This is a genomic window from Marinactinospora rubrisoli, from assembly GCF_042664915.1.
GTDB classification, from domain to species: domain Bacteria; phylum Actinomycetota; class Actinomycetes; order Streptosporangiales; family Streptosporangiaceae; genus Marinitenerispora; species Marinitenerispora rubrisoli.
The window spans coordinates 1-624 of sequence record NZ_JBHTBH010000033.1 but is presented as its reverse complement, the minus strand read 5'-3'; the positions used below and the strand labels follow the sequence as shown (position 1 = coordinate 624).

General features: G+C 69.1%; 1 pseudogene. It reads right to left on the bottom strand.

Going from position 1 to position 624, the window contains the following annotated elements:
• Positions 1–624 (bottom strand): annotated as a pseudogene (locus ACFQRF_RS27680) (hypothetical protein); the annotation flags it as partial.

Here is a 624-nt window from a genome sequence, read left to right as displayed (position 1 = left end):
GTTCTCGTAATACAGCCGGAGCCGTCGGCCGGGATCGCCCGGGTCGAGCGGAGGGCGGGGAAGTGGGACCGTGGGAGGGGCGCCAACCATGACAAGAGCAACAGCCGGAAGCACACCCGGGTTACGCTGGGTGCCGCCACGAACGCGCAGCGCAGCACCCGCCGTTCACCGCCCGTCTCCGGGCCGGTGTACGACACGGAGGGCCGGTCGGTGTCCAGGTCGTGCAGCCGTACGTCCTGCACGCCGAAGCGGATGTCCCCGCCGCGCACGTCGGCGTACTCCCGCACCAGGTCCGTGACCAGCAAGGGCTGCGGATAGACGATGTGGTCGTATCCCTGGTGGGCCCACATCGGCTGGATGACGGGGCATTCCTCGATGAGATAGGACAGGCATCCCTCGAACGCCTTGCGGGGGTCGACGCACGGGTTGCGGGACACCATGCGGTCGAGGAACGTGCGGATCGTGGAATCCACCGCGGCACGGTATCCGGGATCGTCGCGGTAGGCGTCGCGGACGCGACGCAGGAAGCGCGGGTAATCCGGGTCCCGCAGCGCCTCGTCCCAACGGAGCACGTCGTTGGGCACGCTCAGCCGGCCGAGGGTCTTGCTGTTGCGCTCCAGCCAG